Origin of the sequence: Halovenus aranensis (assembly GCF_900100385.1) — an archaeon.
Taxonomy (GTDB): domain Archaea; phylum Halobacteriota; class Halobacteria; order Halobacteriales; family Haloarculaceae; genus Halovenus; species Halovenus aranensis.
The window spans coordinates 164,923-189,069 of record NZ_FNFC01000006.1; the positions used below are offsets into that span (position 1 = coordinate 164,923).

At 62.1% G+C, this 24,147-nt stretch carries 21 protein-coding genes; 13 read left to right on the plus strand and 8 right to left on the minus strand.

What is annotated here, in order from left to right; all coding sequences use genetic code 11:
• Positions 1-228 precede the first annotated feature (228 nt).
• Together BLR34_RS07935 and BLR34_RS07940 are read left to right on the plus strand one after the other, a co-directional pair.
• The gene (locus BLR34_RS07935) at positions 229-2,886 is read left to right on the plus strand and encodes an efflux RND transporter permease subunit (protein WP_092701725.1); all 2,658 of its coding nucleotides are present in this window, start codon (positions 229-231) and stop codon (positions 2,884-2,886) included.
• 110 nt (positions 2,887-2,996) lie between these two features.
• Complete coding sequence (locus tag BLR34_RS07940) at positions 2,997-3,668, plus strand: MBL fold metallo-hydrolase (protein WP_092701728.1); 672 nt, start codon at positions 2,997-2,999, stop codon at positions 3,666-3,668.
• Positions 3,669-3,691: 23 nt separating this feature from the next.
• Here BLR34_RS07940 and BLR34_RS07945 read toward each other — a convergent pair whose 3' ends face one another.
• The gene (locus BLR34_RS07945) at positions 3,692-4,918 is read right to left on the minus strand and encodes a M48 family metallopeptidase (protein WP_092701730.1); all 1,227 of its coding nucleotides are present in this window, start codon (positions 4,916-4,918) and stop codon (positions 3,692-3,694) included.
• Between the two features lie 56 nt (positions 4,919-4,974).
• Positions 4,975-6,285 (minus strand): outer membrane protein assembly factor BamB family protein, encoded by a 1,311-nt coding sequence (locus BLR34_RS07950; RefSeq protein WP_092701733.1) that lies wholly within the window; start codon positions 6,283-6,285, stop codon positions 4,975-4,977.
• Between the two features lie 406 nt (positions 6,286-6,691).
• Here BLR34_RS07950 and BLR34_RS17235 point away from each other — a divergent pair, with 406 nt between their 5' ends.
• Both BLR34_RS17235 and BLR34_RS17240 read left to right on the plus strand, forming a co-directional pair.
• Positions 6,692-6,952, plus strand: a complete 261-nt coding sequence (locus tag BLR34_RS17235) for a hypothetical protein (protein ID WP_092701736.1) — start codon at positions 6,692-6,694, stop codon at positions 6,950-6,952.
• Positions 6,942-7,157: a hypothetical protein gene (locus BLR34_RS17240; protein WP_092701739.1), complete on the plus strand. Its 216-nt coding sequence runs from the start codon at positions 6,942-6,944 to the stop codon at positions 7,155-7,157. The genes BLR34_RS17235 and BLR34_RS17240 overlap by 11 nt, the downstream gene beginning before the upstream one ends.
• 53 nt (positions 7,158-7,210) lie before the next feature.
• Here BLR34_RS17240 and BLR34_RS07965 read toward each other — a convergent pair whose 3' ends face one another.
• Positions 7,211-8,617 (minus strand): signal recognition particle protein Srp54, encoded by a 1,407-nt coding sequence (locus BLR34_RS07965; protein WP_092701742.1) that lies wholly within the window; start codon positions 8,615-8,617, stop codon positions 7,211-7,213.
• A gap of 105 nt (positions 8,618-8,722) precedes the next feature.
• Between BLR34_RS07965 and BLR34_RS07970 the strand changes: the two genes are divergently transcribed.
• The 5 genes from BLR34_RS07970 (at position 8,723) to glmM (ending at position 15,079) form a co-directional block, all read left to right on the plus strand.
• Positions 8,723-9,283: a tRNA (cytidine(56)-2'-O)-methyltransferase gene (locus BLR34_RS07970; protein ID WP_092701745.1), complete on the plus strand. Its 561-nt coding sequence runs from the start codon at positions 8,723-8,725 to the stop codon at positions 9,281-9,283.
• 84 nt (positions 9,284-9,367) lie between these two features.
• Positions 9,368-12,205 carry a bacterio-opsin activator domain-containing protein gene (locus tag BLR34_RS07975; protein ID WP_092701748.1) on the plus strand — a complete coding sequence of 946 codons (2,838 nt, stop codon included), beginning with the start codon at positions 9,368-9,370 and terminating at the stop codon, positions 12,203-12,205.
• 44 nt (positions 12,206-12,249) lie between these two features.
• Positions 12,250-12,567: a cupin domain-containing protein gene (locus tag BLR34_RS07980; RefSeq protein ID WP_092701752.1), complete on the plus strand. Its 318-nt coding sequence runs from the start codon at positions 12,250-12,252 to the stop codon at positions 12,565-12,567.
• Between the two features lie 109 nt (positions 12,568-12,676).
• Positions 12,677-13,762 (plus strand): actin-like salactin, encoded by a 1,086-nt coding sequence (locus BLR34_RS07985; RefSeq protein ID WP_218120867.1) that lies wholly within the window; start codon positions 12,677-12,679, stop codon positions 13,760-13,762.
• A gap of 9 nt (positions 13,763-13,771) precedes the next feature.
• Positions 13,772-15,079: a phosphoglucosamine mutase gene (gene glmM, locus BLR34_RS07990; RefSeq protein WP_092701755.1), complete on the plus strand. Its 1,308-nt coding sequence runs from the start codon at positions 13,772-13,774 to the stop codon at positions 15,077-15,079.
• Between the two features lie 36 nt (positions 15,080-15,115).
• On the opposite strand, the gene BLR34_RS17750 is transcribed toward glmM, so the two are convergent.
• From BLR34_RS17750 to BLR34_RS08000, 3 genes are all read right to left on the minus strand, one after another.
• Positions 15,116-15,274 (minus strand): DUF7563 family protein, encoded by a 159-nt coding sequence (locus BLR34_RS17750; RefSeq protein WP_449271823.1) that lies wholly within the window; start codon positions 15,272-15,274, stop codon positions 15,116-15,118.
• Positions 15,275-15,360: 86 nt separating this feature from the next.
• Positions 15,361-15,945: a DUF7090 family protein gene (locus BLR34_RS07995; RefSeq protein WP_092701758.1), complete on the minus strand. Its 585-nt coding sequence runs from the start codon at positions 15,943-15,945 to the stop codon at positions 15,361-15,363.
• A 49-nt stretch (positions 15,946-15,994) separates the two neighbouring features.
• Positions 15,995-18,121, minus strand: a complete 2,127-nt coding sequence (locus tag BLR34_RS08000; protein WP_092701761.1) for a restriction endonuclease — start codon at positions 18,119-18,121, stop codon at positions 15,995-15,997.
• A 101-nt stretch (positions 18,122-18,222) separates the two neighbouring features.
• On the opposite strand from BLR34_RS08000, the gene BLR34_RS08005 reads away from it, so the two are divergent.
• From BLR34_RS08005 to nucS, 3 genes are all read left to right on the plus strand, one after another.
• Complete coding sequence (locus tag BLR34_RS08005; RefSeq protein WP_092701762.1) at positions 18,223-18,423, plus strand: DUF7535 family protein; 201 nt, start codon at positions 18,223-18,225, stop codon at positions 18,421-18,423.
• A 123-nt stretch (positions 18,424-18,546) separates the two neighbouring features.
• A complete protein-coding gene (locus BLR34_RS08010; RefSeq protein WP_092701765.1) occupies positions 18,547-19,032 on the plus strand; it encodes a hypothetical protein in 486 nt (161 codons plus the stop codon).
• Between the two features lie 144 nt (positions 19,033-19,176).
• Positions 19,177-19,905: an endonuclease NucS gene (gene nucS, locus BLR34_RS08015; protein WP_092701768.1), complete on the plus strand. Its 729-nt coding sequence runs from the start codon at positions 19,177-19,179 to the stop codon at positions 19,903-19,905.
• On the opposite strand, the gene BLR34_RS08020 is transcribed toward nucS, so the two are convergent.
• Together BLR34_RS08020 and mutS are read right to left on the minus strand one after the other, a co-directional pair.
• The gene (locus BLR34_RS08020; protein ID WP_092701771.1) at positions 19,906-20,577 is read right to left on the minus strand and encodes a hypothetical protein; all 672 of its coding nucleotides are present in this window, start codon (positions 20,575-20,577) and stop codon (positions 19,906-19,908) included.
• Between the two features lie 53 nt (positions 20,578-20,630).
• Positions 20,631-23,351, minus strand: a complete 2,721-nt coding sequence (gene mutS / locus BLR34_RS08025) for a DNA mismatch repair protein MutS (RefSeq protein ID WP_092701774.1) — start codon at positions 23,349-23,351, stop codon at positions 20,631-20,633.
• 88 nt (positions 23,352-23,439) lie between these two features.
• Here mutS and rpiA point away from each other — a divergent pair, with 88 nt between their 5' ends.
• On the plus strand, positions 23,440-24,120 hold the full coding sequence (gene rpiA, locus BLR34_RS08030; protein ID WP_092701777.1) for a ribose-5-phosphate isomerase RpiA: 681 nt from the start codon (positions 23,440-23,442) through the stop codon (positions 24,118-24,120).
• The last annotated feature ends 27 nt before the right edge of the window (positions 24,121-24,147 follow it).

Here is a 24,147-nt window from a genome sequence, read left to right on the forward strand (position 1 = left end):
CTCGAAATTTATCCCCCTGTGCCTCTCCTCTGGACGACCGTACCCACACACTGCAGCGCGACAGTTCGTGATATCCCTCCGCGCAGGCCAGCTATCTCAACCCTCTCTGGACGGTAAGACGGCTGTTCGGTCGGCAGTCGGGGAAAATAGTGGGCTTTTACGTGTTGAGCAAGTAACACACTCAAGCGATGCCAAGGCGACGCCATTTTGCGAGGCGGAGGGTAGCGCATGAGTAACATTCCGACGCGGCTTGCAGACGCGTTGACGACGTACAGCAAGACAGTCATCCTCGTCGTCTTCGTGCTAACTGTCGCGATTGGCGCGGGGATGGGACAGGTAGAACAGCAGTCAGACACAGAGCAGTTCGAGAGTGACTCTCCTGCGGCAGACGCACAGGCCTACATCGAGGGGAACTTCACGTCTGACGACGGTAACGACGAAGCGCTCGTCCAAGTCATCCAGCGTGGGGACAACGTTCTCACGAAGGAGTCGATACTGGAGTCGCTGTCGTTCCAACAAGAGATACAGGAAAGGGAGACGATTCGTCGGACGTTCACCGCGGAGCGGCCGGTCTTTGGCTACGCGAACGTCGTCGCGACTGCGGCGTTGCGCGCAGACCAGTCCGACGGTGACGGGGGCGACGGACGGCCGACGCTTGCCGAGCAGCGCGCGGCGATAGAGGCACTCGAGGAGGAAGAACTCGAAGCTATCGTCACTGACGTGTTCGGCCCGGACGGAAACCCGCGGTATCTGAGCTTCATGCCGGCGTCTTACGAGCCTGGGTCGACGACTTCCCAGGCCGGGAGTACTCTCGTCAGGCAGGCTATCAACGTCGAGGTCCAGAACCCGAACTCGTTCCCCGAGCCCCTCACGGAGGCACAACTCGAAATCAGAGAGATTGCCCAAGACCGGAGTACGCAGTACTCTATCTTTGGCTTCGGCATCCTGAACGAGGAAATTAGCCAGTCTCTCGGTGACAGCGGGGCGCTCGTCGGTCCGCTGGCGCTGTTGTTCGTCGTCGTCGCACTGACAGTTGCCTACCGCGACCTGCTAGATATCATTCTCGGCGTCGTCGGGATTATCGGTGTGCTGGTGTGGACGTTTGGCTTCATGGGGTGGGCGAACATCTCGTTCAACCAGCTTCTGTTATCCGTCCCGGTTCTCCTTATCGGACTCTCGATTGACTACGCGATTCACGTGTTCATGCGCTACCGGGAGCAGCGTGCAGCGGGCGAGGACGATATCGGGATTCGACGCTCGATGTCGCTCGCGCTCGCCGGTGTCGGCGCGGCCCTAGTGTGGGTGACGGTGACCGCCGCAATCGGCTTCCTCGCGAACCTGACCAGCCCAATCGGACCGCTACAGGACTTCGGTATCGTGAGTTCTGTCGGCGTCGTCGCCGCGCTCGTCATCTTCGGCGCGCTGATGCCGGCAGTCAAAATCGAACTCGACGGGTTCCTCGAAGCCCGTGGAATCGACCGACAGAAACGTGCCTTCGGCACGGGTGGGTCCGCGTTTGGCCGCGTGCTGAGTGGCGGCGTTGCGGCGGCTCGCCGGTTCCCGGTCGCAGTCGTCGTGTTCGCACTGTTGCTCTCGCTTGCCGGCGCTTACGGCGCGACACAGGTCGATACGAGCTTCGACGAGACCGATTTCCTCGCTGACAGCCCGCCGGAGTGGACCCAGAATCTGCCCGGTCCGATGGCCCCTGGCACCTACCAGATTAACGAGGACCTCGAGTTCATCGGCGAGAACTACCAGCAAGAAGACAACGAGGCGGAGGTACTGATACGTGGCGACGTGACGAACGAGCAGACCCTCCGATGGCTCGCACAGGCCAGTGAGCAGGCCGGCGGCCTCGATACGGTCTTTGTGGGGCCGAACGGGGCTGACATCACATCGCCGCTCTCGTTGATGCAACGAACGGCCGCGCGCGGCACAGAGGCCGCAGCTATTCCCGCCGCCGAGCGGACCGACCAGCAGACTGCCCTGGCCGAGTTCGCACAGGCCTACGACCAGGCGGCCGGTGAAGACGGCGTCCCCGAGGGCAACGTCGAACGGCTGTACGACCTCTTGCTCACGGCGAACCCGCAGGCGTCACAGTTCGTCTACAACGCTGACGGTGAGTATCAGGCGATTCGGCTTCAGTTCGGCGTCACCGGTAACGCCAGAATCGGCGAGATAGCTGACGACAACAAAGACGTTGCGACGACCGTCGAATCGGCGAGTGGCGGTACCCTCACGGCGACGCCCGCAGGTGACCAGGTTGTCTTCGATAAGGTCCAGCAAGACCTGCTCGATACGGTTATCCAAGGGTTGTTGATTACGCTCGTCGCCGTCTTCATCTTCCTCTCGCTTGCTTACCGGCTGACGGGCAATCCGGCATCGCTCGGATTCGTGACGCTCGTTCCCGTGGCGCTTGCGGTAACGTGGATTCTCGGCTCGATGTGGCTTCTGGAGATTCCGTTTAACACGCTCACCGGGACGATTACCTCACTGACCGTCGGTCTCGGTATCGCCTACAGCATCCACATCAGCTCGCGGTACGAACTCGAACTCCGCAGGCGCGGTGACGTGTGGGACGCGATGGAGACAACTGTGACCGGCACCGGCGGTGCGTTGCTCGGCAGCGCCGCGACGACCGTCGGCGGATTCGGGACGCTCGCCGTCGCAATTCTGCCGATTCTCCAGCAGTTCGGCATCATCACCGGCCTCACGATTATCTACGCGTTCCTCGCGAGCGTCTTCGTGTTGCCGTCGATGCTCGTCCTCTGGACGCGGTATTTCGGTCCCTCGGGCTATTTCCCCGGTGACGACAACCCTCCGGGCGAGAGTCACGCCGAGAGTGACGAACAGCCGGCCGTCGACGCAGAAGGCGACGCGTCGTAAACGCACGGTCCGGCGGTAGGTTTCTGTTGCTGTGGCTACTAGAAGAAAACGATGACCGGTAGTGAAACGAATCGAGCGACAGGCACTCTGACAGTGCGGGATAACAACTGATGGCAGTCCAACTCGACGACGACGGCGCAGTATGGGCGCTCGACCTCGGGATGGTGAACGCCTATCTGGTCGACGACGGCACAGTGACTCTCGTCGATGCCGGCACTCCCGGAGCCGAGACACTCGAACGAGAACTCGGGGAGGCAGGCTACAACACAGACGAACTCGACCGAATACTCGTCACGCACTATGATTTCGACCACGTCGGTGGCCTCGCCGCCCTCGGCTCGACCGCACCAATCTACGCGATGGAGCCCGACGCGAGCTTGCTGGACGGTACAGACCGACCTACCGTCCTCAGCAAAAAAGGCGCGTTCCAGCGTGTCGCCGCCGTCTTCCAGCGTCCGCCCGGAACCGGCGTCAGTCGAATCGAGGACGGCGAGACGGTCGGCGGATTCACAGCCTACCACACCCCGGGACATACGCCAGGACACACTGCCTTTCACCATGGACACCTCGGGGTGGCGATGCTCGGTGACCTGGTGACCGGTGACGGCAACACGCTGGGGACGCCACCGTGGCCGCTTGCCGCGAGTAACAGGCAAAACGACGGGAGCATTCAGGCGCTGGCGAGTCGAGACCTGTCGTTCGATATCGCGTGTATGGGCCACGGTGACCCAGTTACAGACCGCGGCGACGACGAACTCGACGCGCTCGCCGCCAGTCTATAGACGGGACTCGTCGGGCAGACGCTCTACTCTATCTGTGAGCGGAGCCGCTCGATTCGGTCCGCTGTCCGGGGGTGCGTGCCGAGTATGCGACGGTAGAGAAACCGCGTCGAACGGTCGAAAAACTTCCGTTCCTCCCAGGGCGGCGCGACGACGCCGAACGCCGCAGTCGACCACGTGACTCGGAGGTCAGTCGAGGAGCGAACCGCGTACTCCCGGTCGAGTGTCGAGAGTGCGCTCGCCATCGCCGCCGGATTCCCGGTCACTTCGGCGGCGGCCCGGTCTGCCACGTACTCTCGGTACCGGGCGACTGTCGGCACCGCGAGACGGTTCACGACATAGAGCGGTGTGGCGACGACGAACAGCGGTATGAGAAGGATGTCTGCATCCGAGGAGTCCCAGCGGTACATCAGGTCGACTAACCCCTGTACCTTCGAGCGGGGAAACGAGAGTGCGGTCAACACCGCCGCGTCGCGATTGAGCAGATGGGCGAGTTCGTGAGCGAGTACCGCGTCCAGCTCTTCGTCGTCGAGTGACTCGATGAGGCCCTGTGACACCAGGATAATCGAGTTCTCCGGGCGGTAGCCGACAGTCGCCGCCTGCGGGAGCCGTGAGGCACCGATTTCGACCTCCGGAACTGGGCAGCCTGCCTGGGCCGCCAGCCGCTGGACGCGGCGACTGAGTGTCTGCTCTTGCTCTGAGTCTGCAACGAGGTCGTACTCGTCTTCGAGCTGTGTTCGGACGCTCCCGGCCGCACGTAACTCGTCGTAGACGAGCCAACCGGTGTAACAGACGACGATGATTGCCCCAAAGGCTATCCCGAAACGTATCGGGTCGAGACCGAGGACAACGAATCCGAGCTGATAACAGAGGATGAGGCCGACTCCGGGACCGGCGAGGAGACCGATACCACGACCTATCGTTCGGAGCGACGGTGGCTCCCAGACGACCTGTCCGGCTCGCTGTACTGCCTTCCTCACGGGGTCGCTGTCGATACGCCGCGCGAGGATGCCAGGAGCTGTCATTCGTCTGAGTCCGGCGACGATAGCCACCCACGAGAGCAAGCAGACGGCGACAACGCCAGCGAGACCGAGCAACGCGACGCCAAAGGTCTGCATCAGGAATGCTCCAAAAATCGAGACGACAACCGCGAGCGCGAACTCGGCGGCGAGCAGTATTCCAACAGAGACGACTGTCAAAACGAGGGCAACGGCCATCCGAACCCACAAGCCGAGTTTCAGCCGGAGGCTCATAGCTGGTCGTACTGAATGTGACACACCTAAACCCCGTGTCTTGTTTCTCGGTGTGGTCAGGTCGCGTCGACGAGCTTGTAGGCACCGCCGTCGGTATCGCCGTCTTCAGGGTCGGGGGCGCGTTCGGCGTAGTAGATAGCGCCGTCCCGGACGAGTGGCGTGCTCGTCACGACGCCGTTGTTTTCGACTTCCCAGACTTTCTCGCCGGTCTCGGTTTCGACCGCGTACAGCGAGTTGTCCTTCGAGCCGAAGACGACCCGATGCTCACAGACGGTCGGACAACCGGTCAACGGCCCCTGTGTCTCGAACTGCCACTCTATGTCGCCAGTCTGTGCGTCGAGTGCATAGAGGTTGTCGTCGTGACTCCCGCCGAACACCAGGTCACGCGTCGGGTCGACGCCTGGCCCCATCATCGAGAGCCAGCCTGTCTCGACCGACCAGTCCTCTGTGCCGGTTTCGAGGTCGACGCGGTAGATGTTCCGGTCCCAGGAGCCAAAGAAAGCCGCGCCGTCGTAGGTCGTGACTGGGCCCTTGATTTCGCCGTCGGTGTCGTTTGTCGGGTTCGTCTCGAAGGTCCAGTCGAACTCCAGTGACGGGTACTTCCAGCCATAGAGCATGCCGTCATTAGAGCCAACCACCATGTAGCCCGCATCGGGGTCGATTGCCGGCGTCGAATGTGGGTGGTCGGTCGGCCGGCTTTTCGGGTCCTCCCAGAGTACGTCGCCAGTCTCCGGGTCGACCGCGAACATACTCCCTTCTGGGTCGGAGTACTCGACGGCCATGTAGAGGACCTTCCCGTCGTATTTTGGACTCGACCCGATTGAGCCGCCGAGTTTCGTCGACCACTCCTCGCGTCCCGTCTCTGCGTCGAAGGCGTACAGCACGCCGTCGTATGCCCCGATGAAGACACGACCGTCTGCGACGACGGGAGTCCCGTGGATACCCCGGCCGGCGAGGTCGGTCTCTCCCTGCCACTGAATCTCCCCGTCGGCGGAGATAACAGAGAGGAGCCCCGTATCGCCCGGAAACGCGATTTCGTCGTCTGACAGTCCGACGGCGCTGGCTTTCGCTGCACTGTGCTCGCCGGTGTTGTGTTCGGGGATGCGCCACTCCTGTTCGACGGCGTCAGGGACCGTCTCGTCGGGGCGATACCCCCAGTTCTCCAGCGAGTGTCGGAACTGACCGACGCCGTCGAGAACTGTGTGGTCGAACGACGCTTCGACGCTGTCGAACGCCTCGGCCCCGCCGGTGAAGGTGACGCCCTCAGCACGGAATCCGGATTCGGGAGCCTGACACCCGGCGGTGGCTGCTGTGATGCCCGCTACACCGGCTTTCAGAATGCCACGACGCGAGAATCTCTCTGACATGGCTACTGTCCCTCCAGTTGTTGTCTGACGGTATCGTGGCAGAGACCGGTGCCAGTTGCCGTCCTCTGGCCAGGCGAGTGTGGATGGTTTGACCCTGAATGATAACCGCAGCGAAACTGTCGGCGTGTCCCTGTCTTGTCCATAGCCACACCGACTTTCGGGAACAAAATGTAGGTTCTGGTCTCTGTCGACCTGTTCACACACTGTTTGGTTTCCGATGTTGTCCTGTGACTGTGGCGTGGGGACGGCACGAGGGTCTCGGCGGTCCGTATCGACGCCGCTGAGGAGACGCGCTCTGACAGCGAGTAGTATCCGCCCCGGCGGTCGTCGAGTCGTCCACTCATCCACCGATGTCAGTGTGTCAGTTCACACACGGATTTAAGACGGTGTAGCCCTACAATGCAGTATGGCAATTGGCCCACCAACGGCGCTTGCTGACTTTGGCACTCGCTCGGTACTGACCCACGCGATAATGGCGTTTGGCTTCCTCGGGGCGGCCACCTCTGCGCTGCTCGTCGAGGGACAAATCGGGCTGGTGTCGTTTGTTGCCTTTGTCAACTTCACCGCAGGAATGTGGATTTGCCAGTCGATTCACTCGCTCGGGAGCACGGCCGCGGGCGTCGAATACGACGGTGTCCTCGACGAGGTATTAAATTATGTCCGTTAGCGGCGTCGATGTCGGGCGACTCGCCCGAACGGCGTTGCTCATTACCTTCGTTACCGCAGTGTTTGTCCTGCTCGCCGCCGAACAGCTCTCCGGAAACGTGTTGCGCGTCGGCATCGGCGCTATCGGAGCCGTCGCGTTCGTGACCGCGATAACGTCGTTTCTCATCGCCGCTGGACAGTACTACGACGAGAGTGCGACCTCGTAAGCTGACAGCGTAGCCTTTCCGCCGTCACAGACGAGACCTCGACGAAAGTGTCGTTAATTGAACGGATTGCCGCCGCCACCGCCACCCATGCCACCCATACCGCCAGGTCCGCCGCCTTGCTGTTGCATCTGTTGCATCATGCGCTCCATGTCGGCGTCGCCCATCCCCTGGAACTGCTGAAGGGTCTGGTCCATCATCTTGTGTTGCTGGAGGAGTTCGCGGATTCGTTCTTCGGGTTTGCCGGAGCCGCGAGCGATGCGTTTCGTCCGGCTCGCGCCGATGATGCGGGGGTTCTCCAGTTCCTCCTCTGTCATCGAGTCCATGACGACCTCGAAATCCCGCATCCGTTCTTCGGTCATGTCCATCGCGTCGTCGGGTAGCTGGTCCATCATGCCCCCGCCCATGCCCGGAATCATGTCCATCACCTGGTCGAGTGGGCCCATCCGGTTCATCGCGTCCATCTGCTTTTTCATATCTCGGAGGGTGAACTTCCCTTCGAGCATATCTTCGGGGTCCCAGTCCTCGTCTTCTTCTTGGGCTTCCTCCATCGCGCGCTCGACGCGCTCGGCCAACTGGTCGATATCACCCATGCCGAGCAGCCGAGAGACGAAACTGGAGGACTCGAAGCGCTCGATGTCTTTGACGGTCTCTCCGGTACCCAGGAAGGCAATCGTCGAATCGGTCTCGTTGACTGCAGCGAGTGCGCCACCGCCTTTCGCCGTACCGTCGAGTTTCGTGATGGCGACGCCGTCGATACCGATTGCGCGCTCGAACTCCTGGGCCTGGTCTTTCGCGCTCTGGCCCATCGCCGCGTCGAGTACCAGCAGGTTCCGGTCCGGGTCGACGGCTGTCTCGATGCGCTCTATCTGGTCGATGAGGTCCTCGTTCAGACCGTCTCGGCCGGCCGTGTCGACGATACGAACGTCGGCGTCGGCCGTCTCTTCGAGGCCCTCCATCGCGATTTTGACCGGGTCGTTCTCGTCGGGGTCACCGTAGAAGTCCACCTCTGCGTTGTCGGCCATCTGCTTGGCCTGGTCGTATGCGCCGGGACGGTCGGTGTCAGTCTGGATAACCGCGGGACGGAGCCCCTTCTTCGAGAACCACCAGGCCATCTTCGCGGCGGTGGTCGTCTTCCCCGACCCGTACAGGCCAGCCAGGAGAATCGTCTGATTTTCAAGCGGAAGGTCCGTCGACTCACCGAGCAGCTCTACCAGTTCTTCGTAGACGATACGTAGTACCCAGTCACGTGCCGAGGTGCCAGCGGGCGGTTCTTCGTCGAGTGCTCGGCCCTCGATGCTGTCAGAAAGGTCCTGGACCAGCGCGATATCCACGTCGGCTTGGATAAGCGAACGCTGTATCTCCTTGACGACACCCTCCACGTCCTCCTCGGAGATACGGGATTTTCCCCGGAGGTCGTTGAGTGTGCCCCGGAGCGAACTGCCGAGATTATCGAGTACCATTTGCCTGCGGGTACGAGGCCGGGTCGGTAAAGCCTTTTTCTCGCCGCCCGCGGTCGGCGGGCGAACCGGGCCGTTATAAGACTCCGAACCGAGGATGCACGCACGATGGAGGAAACGCCGGAGGTTGCGGTACTCAGACTCGGCCACCGGCCGGGCCGAGACGAACGGACGACAACACACGTCGGACTCACGGCGCGCGCACTCGGGGCCGACAGTGTCATCCTCGCCGGGTCCGCTGGCGGCCGCCGCGAGACAATTGAGGATATCACCGACCGGTTCGGCGGCCCATTCGCCGTCGAGACGACCGACGAACCGATAGCGACTGTCGAAAACTGGGAGGGAACGGTCGTTCACCTGACGATGTACGGCCTCCCGATTCAGGAGGTCGAGTCGGAGATTCGAAACGTCGCGGGCATCGACACGGACGCCGACGACGACTTCGGGCGCTTGCTCGTGGTGGTCGGCGCAGAAAAGGTCCCCTTTGATATCTACGAGGCGGCCGCGTTCAACGTCGCCGTCACCAATCAACCCCACTCCGAGATTGCCTCGCTCGCGGTGTTTCTCGACCGACTCTTCGACGGCTGCGAACTCGACCGAGAATGGGTCGACGCCGACCAGACGGTCGTCCCACAGGCCGAAGGGAAACAGGTGACCGAGCCTGAGTGAGGTACGTGGACAACTGCGATACCCTCGTGACTCGCGGGAGACGAGATTTTATATACGCAGATACCAACATAGTTAGTATCAGAGATGAGTCTGGACAGCGGGATACCCCAGCGGGTCGCGCCTGAACTGTTCGAACACGTCTCGGAAGGTGTGGTGATTGTCGACGATGAGCATCACGTGGTGTTCGTCGACGAAACCGCCGGCGACTTCCTCGCCGCTGACCCGGACGAGGTGAGTGGCAGTTCCGTCGACGGGCTTTTCGGCGATACGGCGGTGTCCGATGCGGTCCGGTCTGGTGAGTCTGCAACCGCTCTGTCGGTCGATACCACGGGGCCGGTCGAGCTACGTGCGACAGTCCAACCGTTCGAGTCCGGCGTCGCTGTGGTACTCGACCGTGAGCGAAACCGACAGGAGGCTATTCTCGGCCAACTTCACGATGTAGCGTCGGGCCTTGAGTTGAGCCGCGAGGAGAAGATTCGCCGGCTACTGGAAATCGTCGCTGACCACCTCGGCGTGCAGTACGGGTTCGTGACGCGCATCGCGGACGACACGCAGCGGATACTCCACAGCGTCGGAGACCATCCGGAGCTGGCAGTAGGCGAGTCGGCTCCGCTCACGGAGACGTACTGCAGGTATACCATCGAAGACGGAGAGACAAAGGCTGTCGATGCCGCGAGTGAGGAGGGTTGGGAAGACGACCCGGCCTACGAACGGTTCGAACTCGAGTGCTATCTGGGGGTTGTTCTCTCGGTCGAGGGCGAACAGTACGGAACCGTCTGTTTCGCCGACAAGAGTGCCCACGAGAGCGGGTTCGACCAGTACGACCAGTCCGTTGTCGAGGCACTCGCCGACTGGCTGACGCTGATGCTCGAACGCCAGGCGTTCGAGCAGGAGCTCGAACACCAGCAGGCGTTCGTCGAGAGCTTGCTCGATAGCCTCCCGGACCCGGTGTATGCCTTCGACCGGGAGGGAACACTCGTTCAGTGGAACAAACGCCTGGAAGACGTGACCGGCTACGGAGCCGCCGACATCGCCGACATCGAGCCGATGGATATTATTGCGGCCGAGGACAGCGAGGAGGTGACGGCGATGTTCGACTCGGTACTGTCGGGTGACCAACTCTCGACAGAGGCGATGCTCGAAACGAAAGACGGCACACACGTTCCCTACGAGTTCTCGGTAGCGCCGCTGTACGACGAATCCGGCGAGATTACGGGCGTCACCGGTGTCGGCCGCGACGTGACCGAGCGAAACATGCATCGCGAACAGCTCTCGGGGATACTGGAGACGACCCGTTCGCTGATGCAGGCCCGAGACAGACAGCACGTCGGCGAACTCGCCGCAAACGCCGCCGCGGAACTCGTCGACGAGAACGTCGCTCTCTTTCGCCTGTACGACGGCGATGCTCGGACACTCGAGCCGATTGCGTCCACACCGGCGGCCAAAGAGACGCTTGGTGACCGGCCCACCTACGGCATCGACGAAGGATACCCTGGCACCGTCTTTGCGACGGGTGAGCCGACGATTGTCGACGACTTTGCAGTCATCGACAACGAGTTCGAATACGGCGACGTGCGCTCGGCGATGTACTACCCGGTCGGCGTCCACGGGACGATAACGGTTGCCTCGACGGAGCCAAACGCTTTCGACGAAACCGACCAGAGCATCCTGGGGCTCCTTGCAACGAGTGCGGCCGCCGCCTGCATGCGTGCGAAACGGACCCAGGAGATTCGAGAGGCCCGCGAGCAGTCTGACAGGCTACTCGACCGAGTCAACGGACTCGTCCAGAACACGGTCGAGGTTCTCGTTCAGGCCCGGACGCGTGACGAACTGGAGCGCAACGTCGTCGCGGAGCTGGCGGCGACCGACCCGTACTCCTTCGCCTGGGTCGGGCAACCCGACGTGACGACCGAGGAGCTGTCGCCGACTGCCTGGGAGGGTGAGACAAAGCTGCCGGTTGAGGGACAGTCGTTCGACCTCACACGCGAGAACGAGCCCGTCGCACGCGCCTATCACGAGGGAACGACACAGGTACTCACCGATATGACAGAGGTGTACGGACCGCTGTCGGATATCGTCGCCGACAGCGACGTTGGTGCCGTCGTCATCATCCCGCTGGTGTACAAAGACGCGACTTACGGGACCCTTACCGTGTGTGCCCAAGACAGTGACGTGTTCGACGAGCGAGAGCGGGTCATCCTCGACGCACTCGGTCGTGCGGTGGCAAACGCAATCAACGCCGTCGAGCGCGGCCGAATCCTCGATGCCACCGAAATCATCGAACTGGAGTTCGCTGTGGGCAGTTCCGAGCTGTTGTTCAACCGCCTCTCGGGCGCCGCCGAGGGGACGCTCGAAGCCGTCGGCATCGACTACCGGTCTGACGGTGCCGTCCGCCTCTATCTCTCGGCCGAGGGGGTCGATACCGGGGCGTTCATCGAGCGTGCTCGCTCTGACGACGTGGTGATGGAGCTGACCACTATCGTCGACCACGAAGACGAGTGTCTCGTCGAGTTGGTCGTCGAGGAGTCGCTGTTGGCGGTTCTCGCCGAATACGGCGCGGTCACCAAGGAAGTCGTCGCCGAGGGCGGGTCGGCCAGATTCACTGTCGAACTCCCCGCCGAAGCCGAGGCCAGGGAGCTATTCGAACTTGTCGAGTCTCGCTACCCGGGGACGGACCTGCTGGGGTATCACGAGCGCGAGCGTGCCGTCGAGACCAGACAGGACTTCAAGGCCGCGCTCAGCGACCGCCTGACCGACAGACAGGAGACTGCCCTCAAGACCGCCTATCTCGGGGGCTTTTTCGATTGGCCGCGTGACATCGACGGGAACGAACTCGCCGAAGCGATGGACATCGCCCGACCGACATACCACCAGCATCTCCGGGCCGCACAGGCGAAAGTCTTCGAGGAGCTGTTCGAGTAAGGCCACCCCCGACGCTTTTGATGCCGGTGGCCGAACAATCGGGTATGTCCTACGACACAGCCACCTACGACGAGGTCGAACCGCGCGCGCCAGGGATGTACTTCCTCCGGAACGAACTCGACTGTGAGAACCTCGGGTTTACCGTTCTCGACGCCACCGAAGGGTGGGACGGTATGGAACACGACCACGCGGAGGACGGGCAAGAAGAGGTGTACCTCCTCGTCGATGGTTCGGGCGTCCTGACAGTCGATGGCGACGAACTCCAGCTCGACCCCGGGGAGGCGGTCCGTGTCGACGCCGACGCGTCGCGACACCTGTCGTTCGACGAGGAGAGTACGATGGTCATCGCGGGCGCTCCCTGAGCGCTCACGTAGCCGTTTTCACAGCGTTGTAGCCCTGCACGCAGCGTCGGGTTTCGGGGTTGATATGTTCCGGTTGATATATACCCGGCGCGTGAGAACGCCTCCACGTATGAGTTCGCACGTGGACGCCGAAATCGAGGAGTTGTCGGCGGATATCGAGGTTGACGACGACGAACCCGTTCCAGTCGGGGTGAAGCTGGGCAGTACACGAACAGTCATCGTTCTCCCCACCGAGGACGGCGACCTCAAGACGATTCGGACACTGACCTGTCTCGCACGTTATGAAGACGCACTGACAGGTGAGGAACAGTTCCTGTACGGCAACGAAGCCGCCCGCGAGTACCCAGACCGCGTCGAGTTCATGCTCCGGTCTGGGCTACCCGAGGACGAGGACCGTGCCGAACTGACCGAGCAGTTCTTCGAGGCGATTATCGATTCCTACGACATCCCCGAGGAGAGCGCGGTCGTCTACGCAATCCCGACCATCGACAACCCCGCAGGACTCGACAACCTCAGCGAGGTTATCGAGAACAGTTCTATCGGTGAGGCGCTCATCGAGAGCTATCCTGAATCGCTGTGTGGTTCGATTCCGGCCTTCGGCGACGACCTCCAGGCTATCGAAGAGATATTTATCGCCATCAACATGGGGTCGACGAACCTCGAAGCGTCTGCGTACCGCCGCGGCGAGCAGATTTCGCCGTTTACCACCGGCGCTGTGACCGGCAACGAAGTCGACCGCATCATCGCAAACTACGTCGAAGAGGAGACTCAGGGCCGTGTCAACGTCGATGTCACGCAAGCCCGCGAATACAAGGAGAACCACGCAGATTTCGATAGCTTCGAGCCCTTTACGGACATTATCCAACAGCCTGGCGGCGGGAGCCACGAGTTCACCATCGAACGCTCTGTGATGGACGCCGCAAACGAGTATCTCGACGAAGCCGTCGAGAAGTTCTCGAACACGTTCCTCTCACAGCTCGCCAACGACCACATGAAAATCTACCAGCTCGCACTCGACCAGCCAATCGTTCTTACAGGCGGGATGGCCTGTGTTCCGGGCATCGTCGATGCCTTCGAAGAACGCGTCGGGGAGGAACTCGGCCGCGATGTCGATGCAATTACCGCAGACAGGCCAGACCTCGCCGCGACGGTCGGTGCCCAGCGAATCGCCGCACGCCTCGCCGAAATCGAGTGATACCGGCTTATGTTCGGAACGAGCGGTATCCGTGGCCTGGTCGGTACGGAGGTGACGGCCTCGCTCGCGCTTGCCGTTGGCCGTGCGCTTGGCGTCGACACCGAGCGAGTCGTCGTGGGACGAGACCCCAGAGAGAGCGGCAAAGCCCTCGTCGATGCGCTCGCCGCAGGCCTGTGCGAGTCGGGTGTCGACGTGGTCGATTTGGGCGTCGCGGCGACGCCGACAATCGGGCGAGCGGTCGCCTGGGAGGGAGCCGACGCCGGTGTCGCGGTGACGGCCTCTCACAACCCGCCACAGGACAACGGCATCAAGCTGTGGCAGCCGTCGGGCCAGGCCTTCGGCGCAGACCTCCGGCAGACGATTACGGAGCGCATCGAGGGCGACAAGGCGGCACTCACACGCTGGGACGAGTTCGGCACGCGGACCAGACGAGACCACACAGAAACCCACCGCGACCGACTTGTCGAGGCCGTTCGTATTGAGGACCCCCTCTCAGTTGTTGTCGACGTAGGCAACGGCGCTGGTGGCGTCACGGTCGACGCGCTGGACGCGCTCGGCTGTGAGGTGACGACATTGAACGCACAGCCTGACGGTGCGTTCCCGGGTCGACCGAGCGAACCGACCGAAGAGAACTGCGAGTCGCTGGTAACTCTCGTGACACACAGCGACGCGGACCTGGGAATCGCACACGACGGCGATGCTGACCGGATGCGTGCCGTCACAGAAACCGGCGAGTTCGTTGGCGGTGACGTGTTGCTCGCGATTCTGGCCCGTGACGCGGCCACACCCGGCGATTCGGTCGCTGTCCCTGTCGATACGAGTCTCGCCGTCGCGGACCACCTCCGTGACGCCGATATAGAAACCACGCGAACACCGGTCGGGGACGTCTACGTCGCGGAGAAAGCCAGCGAGGAGTCAGTCGGATTCGGGGGTGAGCCCAGCGGGGCGTGGATATGGCCGGAGGCGACGCTGTGTCCCGACGGCCCACTCGCCGCGTGTAAACTCGCGGCGCTTTCAGCCGAGCGAGCGCTCTCGGCGCGTGTAGACGGGGTCGAGGCGTATCCGATTCGTCGGGACTCGACAGAGGTGACTGACAAAGAACGTGTGATGGCAGACGTCAGAGAGCACGTTATCGCGTCCTTCGAGAACGTCTCGACGATGGACGGCGTTCGGGTCGACCTCGACGGCGGTTGGTTCCTGTTACGAGCAAGTGGCACACAGCCGCTCGTTCGCCTCACGGCACAGGCGCGCGAGCGCGACCGCGCCGACGATATTTTCGAGCAGGCTCAGCGCATTCTCTCGTCGACGCTCGATTAGTCGGTATTTGCCCGGGCCAAGAAAACAGAACGAAACTTATCCTCGTCGTGTCGAGCGTGCCTGTCTCACATCTGCGCCGTCACGTATCTTGTCTTCACACTGGGGGCAGACTCTGGGCTCGTCGACGCCGTTTGGTGTGAATACGCGTGCATAGTCCGCCGTTACGAAGGCACCGCAGTTCTGGCATTCCGGCATACGTATACCCTTACGAAACTCAGCCATCTTAACTATTGGTGGTATGGTACTGGTACACGCCCGAAAACACGTGGCGCTGGGAGGTGTTACGGCGGGAAGTCTGCGACGGCATCGCCCTGTTCGTCCAATTCGATGACACGCTCGAACATCGTCCGATACTCGTCGAGAATGGGCTCATCGTGGACGCCGCGTGCGAGATGGAAGAGTCCGACAGCGTCGTGACTCTCCAGTAACCCCAACAGAGCGTGGACGGCTTCGAGTGTCTGCTCTTCGCCCGCATAATAAATCATCTCGGTTATCGAGTCGACGCTCACGCGTCGTTTTCCTTCGGTGGTTTCGAGGAAGCGCTCGGTCTCTTCGACGATGCTGTCGAGGTCTTCCGGGGTCGAGATATACCGGATGTGTTCGTTCTGTCGTCGCGTGTAGCCTCGGTCTGCCGACAGGGTGTCGAGAATCGTCGCCTTCGACTCGTCAATCTCGTAGTGTTCGAGTTTCTGCTCGACCTCTCGGGCGGTCGTCCGCGTGGAGACGACGAGTAACCCGTCCGTGTCCGTCTTCAGAAAGTCCGTATCGATACGGTCTGTCTCGCCCGTACTCGGGTGGACGAGCAAGATACTACTTCCTGCTGGAATCGACTCAGGCGTGTCCGCTATCTCCAGTGCATACTCCATGTCGTGAACAACTGGATGGAACGGTCTTAAGTATTTGTGAGTGACAGCGCTACGCCAGCGAGCGGACCTCGTCTGCGAGCGCCTCGAACCGGAGCAACTGGCACAACTCTGTCGTTTCGACGACGGTAATCGGCTCGTCTGTGAGCGCAGATTCCGCTTCGGGGGTCACCGTCGCCGTGGTTACTATCGTCGCGGCATCGGCCCCGTTGCTCGCCTCGAGCGCGTCTTTACAGGTGGCTAGTTCTTCTGTGTCGACGTGTCCGTCGGGGTCGTGTAGCGTCCAGATGCCCAGTCGCTCCTCTTCGGGCTGGTCACGCATTGCCAGAACGTCGAACGCTGACCGAGACTGTACTGACAGCGACATCGTCGTCCACCCCTGTGACTCCCAGAGGTCGTCGACGACTGCGTCGAACTGGTCGTCTGTCAGCGAGACTAACTGGTCTGTAAGCGTCCCCGACTGGTCGTCTGTGTGGCTGTTGGGTCGCTCTGTCGACTCACTGTCGTCTGCCGCTTCGGTCGCCTCCGGAGATGGGCTGTCACCGTCTTCGGCAGGCGCCGATTGCATCTGCTCTAGCATCGACGGCTCTTTGCCAGTCTGCTGGTCGGTCGGTGCATCGGTCCGCTCGGAATGCGTTTGGCCCGAGTCTGCCGGTGGATGCTCCCGAGCGGTCTCCTCCTGGCGGTCCGGGGTGGTGACTCCGTCTGTCTGGTTCTCGGCAACACCCTCAGACTGCTGTGGCTGTCTGGAGGCTACGGTGTCCTCTGTCGCTGGCTGTGTCTCGTTGGTATCTGTCACCAGTCCGTCGTCTGGGTCGACGTGAAAGCCCGTTATTTCGACGGTCTGTGACGCCGACGACCGGACTGGTTCGTCCGGTGTCCCCTCCGACAAGCGGGTCTCGACCAGTTCCTGTTTCGATTGAATCTCGTCGAGCTTGACAGGGCGGACCTCACTTGCAATCTCTTCTGCCTCCTCGAACTGCTCGCGTGCGCGCTCGTAGACGCGGTCGGCCTGCTCTTCGTGTCCGGTGCGGGCCAGACGGTCGGCCGCGTGAATCCACTGTTGGCCAGCGCGAATGTGGGTTCCAATCGCCTCGTCGGCAATCTCGACGGTCTCCTCCCGGATATCCTCTCTATCGTGGACGAACGCCCTGGTCTCTTTCGCCCAGTCGAGACTGAGCAGTTCGCGGTACCCATCCAGTGCACGCACCCACCAGACGGCGGCTTCCTCTGGGTCCTCTCGCGCGATTGCGCGGCGTCTGTCCGTGTCAGCGTCGACGAGCGGGCCGACACGAAGCAGTTCTCGCTCCTTGACAGCACCCCGAAGCCGCCGTTCGAGCGCGTCCTGTGTCGGTTCCAGGCCGTCAGTCGAGAGCGCCCGTTCGTAGCTGTCGATTGCTCGCTCGTAGCCCGTTGCCGCAGCTTCGTATTCTCGCTGCTCCCAGGCAGTCTGTGCGCGGTTGTGGGCGCGTGCGCCTTCTGCTGCAGTCAGTTTCCGTTCGAGCGTCACCAGCCGCCGCGAGAGCGACGCGGCTCGGCGGTACACCTTGTCGGCCGCCGCTGGTCCGACTTCGGCTATCCTGTCGCGCGCCCGTCCGATTTTGCCCTCAGCGTCACCTAACTCGTCGCGTGCCCTGTCGATGGCTGACTCCGACAGCGCGTCCTCCGCGCTCGACACCTGCATCTCTGCCTCGTCGAGGAGGCGCTGGGCGTGTGTCCATAGCTGTGCGAGTTCGTCTGCTGCTTCTGCGAACGGTTCGGTGTCGTCCGTACACTGGAACAGCCAGCACTCGTCGGCGATAGTGTGGATCTTGAGCTCACTCGTCCGGAAATCCTCGAACTCGGACTTCACTTCGACGATTCGGTCGAGCGGAATTTCGACTCTGTGGTCGCCAGCAGCCTGTCCGACGACGAAAAGTACCCGCAGGTCAGTGAGCAACGCGAGCGCCTGGTGGTCGTCGCCCGGTTCGATGCAGTCCGTCCCTGCCGGGCGTTCGATTTCCAGACCAGCCTTGGTGTTTCTGGCGGCGTAGACAGGCGACTCCTGGTCCTCGAGATAGGTCTCCAGTGGCGCCGTCGATAGCATCGTCCCACCGCCGAGCAGGCCGCCAGTCAGCGCTGTACTTGTCAGTATCTCGGGCCGTTCCTCGAACTCGGTAAGGTCGATAACTTTCCCCATTCCCCTTCTTCCCAATTACGTTGCCAGGCCCAGACACTAAAAGTTCGGCACGAGAGAGCCAGACGGTAACCTATTTTGCCGCCCTGGCACAACTACCGTGTATGACTGATACTGTGACGCCACAGCGAGAGTTGAAGGGTAAAGGCGGAATGGGAGTATTCGGCTGGCTGATTTTCGCAGGCATGGCTATCGTCCTCGCTCCGCTGCTTCCGATATACGCTCTCCTCAAACTATACGAATTTCTCGCTGAGGACGACTCTGACGACGGCAACCCAGAGACGCCCGAGCAGTCGCCAAGATAGCTGACACCGTCCCCTCGTTTTTGTACTAGCACGAACGCAGACACGCCGTGTCCATCCGTTGTGAGACCACGCCAGATGCGTGTCTGAAAAACGAGACGTTCGGCCACCGAGGGGTGTCGATGCATGGGTGAACGCGCAGTCGCCCGTATCACAGGCCCCGACGTGTCGTACTGGTATCGCTCCCGGTGGGGGGCCCGTGATGCGGTTCTCGATGCCGTCTTCGCTGCGGACAGTCCGGCCAAGCGACTGGCTACCGTCGACTGGCGTCCAGTGACCGCCACCAGAGGACGACAACCCGACGCACAGACAACCGAAATCGTCTATCACATCGGCCGTGACGGTGTCGCTATCTTCGTCCCTCTCTGGTTCGGCACGGGCCTGTTCGAGCCTCCGAGTGGGTCGACAGATGGTGTGTTGGTTCCAGCTACGTCGTTGAGCGAGGTACGGCGTATCCGCCGGCACCATCGACAGCTGAAAGAACAGGTGGTCGATGCAGTAGCTGCGGGATTTACTCCCGAGAGCGCACGCCGACTCTCACGGCGTATCGCTGTACTCGTCGAGACAGTCGCCGTCCAGTTCCGCCGTGCGGCAAGCTTTTATATAGGATGACGGAACCACAGCCGGCATGCGCTGAGAGTTGCCGCGGCGTGTCAGCCTGCGTGTGACACACCACGTCGCGGTGCCGTCGTGTCACCTGTTCGCCACTGTTCGGACAACAGCGTACTTTAGTAGGGTCGTAGGATAGAATGCCGTGTGAGCGCGAGGGAGACACTCACCGCGACGCTGCCGAGCCACGGGCGCGCCCAAGAAGTCGTCGAGGCGGGACTCGACGAGGGGTTGCTGGTCACCGTTTTCGGGCGGTGCCGAGTCGAGTACGAGGGACGGGCATCCAGTACCCTCGAAGCCGGTGACAGGTTGGTCGTTCTCAAGCCCGACGGAACGGTCCTTGTCCACACCGAAGAGGGCCAGCAGCCGGTCAACTGGCAGCCGCCCGGCTGTACGCAGGACGCAGTAGTCGACGACGGGCTTGTGATACACAGCCACCGCGAGAGCCCCGACGAAGAACTCACCGTCGAGTTCGATTCCGTCAGGCACGTCGTCGCCTACAACGTGACCGACGAGCAGGACCTCTCACTCCAAGGCACAGAGTCCGACATGCGCGAGCGTATTCTCTCGGACCCATCGCTGGTCGAAGACGGATTCGAGCCGCGCGCGACCGAGCGCGAGACGTCCGCAGGAGCCGTCGACATATACGGTGTCGATGACACCGGCGACGCGGTCGTTGTCGAACTCAAGCGTCGCCGTGTTGGCCCCGATGCAGTGAGTCAACTCAACCGGTACGTCGACGCGTTGAAACGCGACCTGCACGCCGAGATGCACGTTCGGGGTATTCTCGTCGCGCCGTCGCTCACGGATAGCGCACACCATCTCCTCGACAGACACGGTCTGGACTTCGTCTCACTGTCGCCTGCTCCCCAGTAGCTACGCCGTTTGTCCCACTTCCTCGACACGTGTTGCGACGACGACGATTGCTTCAGCTATCGTCTCCAGTTCCTCAGCTGCCAGTGCGGTGAACGGGACCTCGTACGTCACAGCGTCGCCGGTCACAGTACAGGTCCCGGGCGTCTCGATAGAGAGCAGCGCAGACTCTACTTCGGTTGTGAGAATCTGGTCGACGTTCCCGCTGGTGCCCCGGACGACGAAGTTGTCGTCGAGTGTCTCGTTGCTGGTGGGAACCCCCCGGCTGGTCTGCTCGCCTGCGGAACGCTCGAACTCGACGGTAAACGACGCATCGACGCCGTTGACGCTCGTCTCGAACTCGGTGTGTGTCTGAGAGAGTACTCCCTGGACGGCCGTCGAGACGGTCACGGAACGTCCCTCGACGATATTCTCCAAGTCGGCGGTGTGGGGACCAATCTGGCGCGTGAACGAGGACGCTTCGACCATGTTGTTCCACTGAGAGCGCTCCCGGAGCCCCAACGCCCCGAGTCCGACAAACCAGACGACAGAGAGGACTAGGGCCACCACGAGCGGGGAAAGCGGAAGGCCGACTCCGGCACCGAGTGCCACCGTCAGGCCGATTGCCACGAAGATACCAAGCGACCAGGCTATCTGGAGTCGTTGCGTGCCGGTGTACTGTCGTCGCTCGGCCATCGTGGTGTACATTTCGCTGTAACATCAAAAACCCAGGGACACCCGCCGCGAGATTACTCGGTCTGCTCAGACGGCTGTCTTCCGGCGTCTCCGACCTGCCGTTTGAGATTCGCAAGAACGTTCATTGCGTCGAGGGGTGTCATCGTCGCGATGTCGGCTTCGGCGAGTGTCTGTTGCACCTCTCTGAGCAACTCTGTATCCGCGGGGCCGCTATCGTGGCTGAGCGGCTGCTCGCTCTCGACACCTCGACGGGAGCCGTTGGTCTTCTGTTCAGACAACACGGCCGCTTCAGTGTCGGACGCTGTCGTGTCCCAACTGGGTATGTTTCGGCCGTCGGTTCCCCTCAGAATCTCGCGCGCGCGGTCGACGACACGCGCGTCGACACCCGCCGTCGCGGCCACTTCGACCCCGTACGAGGCGTCGGCAACACCACGTTCGATAGCGTGCTCGAAGTGAACCCCATCATCGTCCTGTCGGGTCCTGAAATAGAGGTTGTACGCGCCGTCGAGTTCGTCGGCAACCGCTGTCAGGTCGTGGTGGTGGGTCGCAAATAGCGTCAGCGCGCCGACCTCGTCGTGGATACACTCGGTCACAGCCTGAGCGATAGCGAATCCATCGGCGGTGCTAGTCCCCCGGCCGACCTCGTCGAGAAGGACTAACGACTGCTCGGTCGCGGCATCGAGAATATCTGCGAGTTCCGTCATCTCGACCATGAACGTCGACCGGCCGCCCGCGATGTCGTCGCTCGCACCGACGCGCGTGAAGATGCGGTCGATAATCTGGAGACGCGCATCGCTGGCTGGGACGAAGCTTCCGGCCTGTGCGAGAATCGAGATGAGTGCGACCTGCCGCATGTACGTCGATTTACCGCTCATATTCGGTCCGGTCACGACCGCGACCCGGTCGGTCGAGTCGAGCACTGTCTCATTTGGGACGAACGACGTTTCAGTTCGCTCGACGACTGGGTGGCGACCGTCCTCGATGTGGATACCGTCGACGGTAACCTGTTTGTCGGACGCAGGCGGATAGCCGACGACCGGCCGCGTATAGTCGTGTTCGGCGGCGACGGTGCCGAAGGCGACGAGTACGTCGAGTTCCGCGAACGTCTCGGCGACCGCCTGAATGCGCTCGGACTGGTCTGCTACCTGCTGGCGGACTGAACTGAACAGCTCGTACTCGAGTTGGTCTGCTCGTTGTTCGGCTCTGAGTATCTGGTCTTCCCGTTCTTTCAGTTCAGGGGTGTAGTACCGCTCTGCGTTTTTTAGCGTCTGTCGGCGCTCGTAGTCCTCTGGGACGCGGTCGAGATTCGCGTCGGTCACCTCGATGTAGTAGCCGTGGACAGTGTTGTGCCCGACCTTCAGCGAGTCGATACCCGTCCGCTCGCGCTCGCTGGCCTCCAGGTCGTCTATCCAGTCTTTGCCGTCGCGTTCGGTTTCACGCAATTGGGCCAGTTCCTCGTCGAACGACGGCTTGAGAATATCACCCTCAGTTATCTCTCTGGCGGGGTCTGCCTGGATTGCGTCGTCGATGAGTGACCGTATCTCTGACAGCGGGTCCAACCGTTCACGAAGTGACTTGAGCTTCTCACAGTCGGCCCCGTCGAGATGGTCGGCAAGCTGAGGAATCACGTCGAGTGTCTCGGCGAGCGAGCGGAGGTCCCGCGCGTTCGCTCGCCCTCTGGCGATACGGGAAATGAGCCGCTCGATATCGTACACGTCTCGGAGCTCGTCGTGGACGTTCTCGCGTGTCGCCACGTCGTCACGGAACTCGCCGACAGCATCGTGGCGCGTGGCTATTTCGTCGCGGTCGATGAGCGGGCGACGGAGCCAGTCATCGAGGGTCCGTCGGCCAAGCGCCGACGCTGTCTCGTCAATGACTGCCGCCAGTGTGGCGTTCTCGCGGCCGTGGACGGTCCGCCGCTCGAACAGTTCGAGGCTACGCAGCGCCACTGCATCGAGGAGCATGTACTCCTGTGGGTCATAGCGCGTGAGGTGATTCAGGTAGTCGAGCGTGCCGTCTTCACCGCCCCTGACGTACTCCGCGTAGGCGAGCAGTGCGCCACAGGCCCGGACTTCTGCTGTCGTCGGCAACAGGCGGTCGGCCGAACCGAAATACTGCTCGACGTGCTCGGTGGAACGCTGTTGCGCAAACGCATCTTCGTCGAACGTACTCACGGTACAGCGGTCAGGCAGCTGGGCGGCGGTTGCCCCCGGGCCGAGAATCGCCTCTGCCGGGTCAAACCGGCTCAGTTCGTCTGCGACGGCGCTTTCGCTGTCGACGCTGGTCGCGTAGAAATCGCCCGTCGACACGTCGAGCACCGCCAGCCCGTACGTCTCGTCGGCCGTGAGTGCACCGACGTAGTTGTTCCGCTCCCCGTCGAGCAATTCGTCTTCGGTTAGCGTCCCCGGAGTGAGGATACGAGTGACTGCCCGGTCGACTACACCGGTCGCCTCCTCGGGGTCCTGGACCTGGTCGGCGACGGCGACGCGGTAGCCGGCTTCGAGCAGGCGCTCGACGTAGGACTCCGCGTTGTCGATAGGGATGCCGGCCATCGCGTACTTGCCGGTTGAGTCCTCGCGTTTCGTGAGCGTCACCTCACAGCGACGCGCGACGGTTTCGGCCGCCGCACAGAATGCTTCGTAGAAGTCCCCGACCTGGAACAACACGAGTGAGTCATTGTACTGGGTACAGAGCTCGAAATACTGGGTCATCATCGGCGTCAGCTCCTCGCGTCGCTCGGCCATCTTCTCGGGGGGACCCAGTGCGTCGTCCATAGAGAACGTCGGCGGGGCCACGCACTAAGAGCTTTCAGATTCCACTGGGTGAGGAATCTTTTTGGGCGCGCCAGGGCTGGACACAGGTATGACACGAGGCGGGTCTACGGCCCCAAAGCGGGCCGCTGGCGAGAGCGCGGCCGAGCTGGTGACTGACGGAATGGTCGTCGGACTGGGGACGGGGAGTACTGCTGCCGAGGCAATCCGAGCGCTCGGCGAGCGCGTCGACAACGGACTCGCGGTTCGTGGCATCCCGACTTCGTTTCAGTCGCGCGAACTCGCCCGCGAGTACGACATCCCACTCACGTCGCTCGACGAAACGACGCCGGACATAGCAATCGACGGCGCCGACCAGGTGGCCGACGGAACGCTCGTCAAAGGCGGCGGCGCTGCACACGCCCGCGAGAAAATCGTCGATACCGCCGCCGACAGATTTGTCGTCGTGGTCGACCCCTCGAAAGTCGCCGAGACGCTCACCCACCCGGTCCCGGTCGAAATGCTCCCCGACGCTCGGAGTACAGTCGCCGCCGGCGTCCGCGGCTTGGGTGGGGACCCCACACTGCGCGACGCCGAACGGAAAGACGGCCCTGTCGTCACCGATAACGGTAATCTCGTGTTGGACTGTGACTTCGGCGGTATCACAGAGCCCGACGCACTCGCGACGGGACTCGCTTGCCTCCCTGGTGTAGTCGAGCACGGGCTGTTTGTCGACTGTGCCGACGAAATCCACGTCGGCCATAGCGACGGCGTACGCGTCGAACGGCCCTGACACGCGAGACAGCAACCTTCTTACTGT